We start from the raw sequence: 2347 nt of genomic DNA, 5'->3' as shown, positions 1-2347 counted from the left end.
CCGGACACCATCACTCGGACTGTTCGCATTACCGATTGCAATCATCATTATTGCATATGCAAGCATGTTCCCGCGCGACATTAATCCTTTGATTCCGGCGTTGAAAAGCTATTGGTTAACAGTCCATGTTATTACGGCTGCACTCGGTGAAGCCATTCTAGCAATCAGTGCCGTGGCTGGTTTGATTTACTTACTGAAGAATGTTGACATTACGAAGAAATCAAAACAAAGTTTTTGGTTGGAAGCTGTCATGTTTACACTCGTCTTAACATTAGGCTTTGTTGCTTCAACTACTACATTTAGCGTGATGGATTACGAAGCAAAATTCAGCTATGTAGATAAAGAAGAAAAAGAAAAAGAAATTACGTATAATGCACCACCTCTATTCGGAATGAATGAGTATGAGTCATTGACACCTGGAACTTTGACACCAATTGCCGAAATGCCTCCACTTGTTAATGCGAAAAAATTAACGACGGTTACTTGGTCATTTTTGTTCGGGGTTATCCTTTATGGATTAATCAGGCTTATCATTCGCAAACCAATTTCAGCTGTTCTGAAACCTTTTGCCCAAAAGGCCAATTCGCAGTTAATGGATGAAATCGGTTATCGTGCTGTGTCCATCGGATTCCCTGTGTTTACGCTTGGCGCACTGATATTTGCGATGATCTGGGCACATGAAGCCTGGTCAAGATTCTGGGGATGGGATCCGAAGGAAGTTTGGGCTCTCATCACATGGCTATTCTATGCAGCTTTCCTGCATCTTCGATTATCACGAGGCTGGCATGGCGAAAAATCTGCATGGTTGGCTGTCATAGGCTTCATTATTATTATGTTTAACTTAATTGCTGTTAACCTAATTATTGCCGGGTTACACTCATACGCATAAAATGACAAGCCTTTTCCTTCCGAGGGAAGGGCTTTTCTTTCATTTTAGAGCATGTAATTGTACAATAATTGGTAGAGTCAGGACGAGAGGGGTAACACTATGTCGGAACATATTGCTGTTTTAGTTGTAGATGACGAAGACCGCATTCGTCGATTATTGAAAATGTATTTAGAGCGTGAAGGATATGAAGTGGACGAAGCTGAAAATGGAGCCATGGCACTGGAAATGGCACTTGAAAAAGAATATCACTGTATCCTGTTGGATGTGATGATGCCAGAGAAAGACGGCTTGGAAGTGCTTGCCGAACTTCGTGAACTTAAAGCAACACCGATTCTTTTATTAACTGCCAAAGGCGAAGAAGCAAACCGCGTTCAAGGATTTGAATTAGGTGCGGATGATTACATAGTCAAACCATTTAGCCCGCGCGAAGTCGTTCTTCGTATTAAGGCCGTCTTAAGACGCTCCGTGACAATTTCACCAATTACTACAACCTCTTCTTCAAAAGATTTGGTGGTATTTCCGCATCTAACGATTGACCACGATGCACATCGCGTCACAGCGGATGGAACAGAAGTGAACTTGACACCGAAGGAGTACGAGCTACTTTACTTTTTAGCGAAAGCTCCRGATAAAGTGTTTGACCGTGAACAATTGCTGAAAGAAGTTTGGCATTACGATTTCTTTGGTGATTTGCGTACAGTCGATACCCATGTGAAACGATTACGTGAGAAATTGAACCGCGTATCCGAAAAAGCCGCAAAAATGATTGTAACTGTATGGGGAGTAGGCTATAAATTCGAGGTTGTCAATGAATAGAATATGGAACAGCGTTGTCGGGAAGCTATGGGTAACCATATTGCTTCTCGTTTCGTTTGTATTGTTTATCATTACGGTCTTAATGCTTGAATTTTTAGGGAACTATCATAGCGAGCAAGCTGAAGCATCCTTACGGCAGGAAGCGAGTACAATTGCCCGTATTGTAGATGATCATGAAAATGTTGATGCATCTCTCTCTATTATTTCTGATGTCCTTGGCCCAGAAACGAATGCACTGATTGCAAAAGAACCGCGTGAAGTATCTCTTGCCTTGCATGAAGGGGAAAATGGAGAAGAAATAAAAAAATATATTATGAGAGATCAAACGCTTGGAAATGTTTTCAAATCATCACAACCAATCATTAAAGAAATGATGCTGCCATCTCTGCAAAATAAAAGTCAAATGGAACCATTTATCGTATTGGCTTCTCCATTGAATGTTGAAAACGAAGTTCATGGAGCCGTATTCATTTATCAAAGCTTGGATGTCATTCATAAAACTACAAAAGAAACGACGAATATCGTCTTTCTCTCTGCTTTTATCGCATTTATCTTAACGACTTTCTTTGCTTTTTTCCTTTCTACTCGGATCACATCACCACTGCGTAAAATGCGTGAAGCCGCATTTGAATTATCGAAAGG

General features: G+C 40.9%; 2 protein-coding genes and 1 pseudogene. All 3 read left to right on the top strand.

Annotated elements, in window-relative coordinates:
• On the top strand, positions 1-889 hold an 889-nt coding region (ccsB, locus tag AC1DSB_RS18165), incomplete at its 5' end, for a c-type cytochrome biogenesis protein CcsB (protein ID WP_477587297.1).
• 99 nt (positions 890-988) lie between these two features.
• A complete protein-coding gene (locus AC1DSB_RS18160) occupies positions 989-1705 on the top strand; it encodes a response regulator transcription factor (protein WP_016427446.1) in 717 nt (238 codons plus the stop codon).
• Positions 1698-2347, top strand: a pseudogene (locus tag AC1DSB_RS18155) (histidine kinase); the annotation flags it as partial. The gene AC1DSB_RS18160 and the pseudogene AC1DSB_RS18155, both read left to right, overlap by 8 nt.

Source organism: Paenisporosarcina sp. P4_E4_2 (assembly GCF_056401595.1).
This window is presented reverse-complemented; position numbering and strand designations above follow the sequence as displayed.